The 770-nt window shown below is 27.9% G+C and carries 1 pseudogene; it reads right to left on the bottom strand.

From position 1 onward, the window contains the following. Positions 1–74 precede the first annotated feature (74 nt). Positions 75–537 (bottom strand): annotated as a pseudogene (locus AGR56_RS00395) (mannose/fructose/sorbose PTS transporter subunit IIB). Positions 538–770 lie beyond the last annotated feature (233 nt).

The following is a 770-nucleotide window of genomic DNA, read 5'->3' as shown; positions in this document are numbered from 1 at the left end:
TATTTCAATTAATTTACAAATTATAATGACATTTGATTTCACCGTTACTTTAGCAGAAGTTAATATGGTAAATCTTATAGTTTTGACATTAAATCTACTTTTGAATCTGAAGAAACTTTTCTTATTTCTAGTTCAATGCCTTTTTTATTTAATTTTTTGAAAGCTTCAATATCTGTATCGTTTACTGATACTACACTAGTTATTTGTTTTTTTCCTTCCTTAAATGACATACCACCAATATTTACACTCTTTATGTCTACTCCACCTTCAACCATTCTCACAACATCAGTTGGATTAGTGAATAACAATAGAACTCTATCATCTTTGTATTTTGGATTATTATAAACTCTTATTGCCTTATCAATTCCTAAAACATTTGCTCTAATTCCTGGAGGTGCAACTTGTTCCAAAAGTATCTTTCTAATTGAGTCCTTTTCTACATCATCATTACATACAATTATTCTTTGACATTTTGTGTCTTTTGACCAAAATTGTTGCTACTTGACCATGTATTAATCTGTCATCAATTCTTGCCACCTAAATTCCACGTGCATTTTTTATTAGCTTAAAAGAACACTATTTCACGAAGAATTTAAACTGATACTCCCACATTGTAACATTATTTACCACCACCATTTAAATTTACTTTTTTACATTTTTAACAAATACAAAACTAATATTTAAATCAAGATTTTTTTTAGTCTTGCCGATTGAATCCTCATCCTTTAAGGATTATAATGTATGTACTGGTAATACGTACATTATAATTG

The organism is Clostridium sp. DMHC 10 (assembly GCF_001270375.1).
In the GTDB taxonomy this organism is placed as follows: Bacteria; Bacillota; Clostridia; order Clostridiales; family Clostridiaceae; genus Clostridium_S; species Clostridium_S guangxiense.
This window is presented reverse-complemented; position numbering and strand designations above follow the sequence as displayed.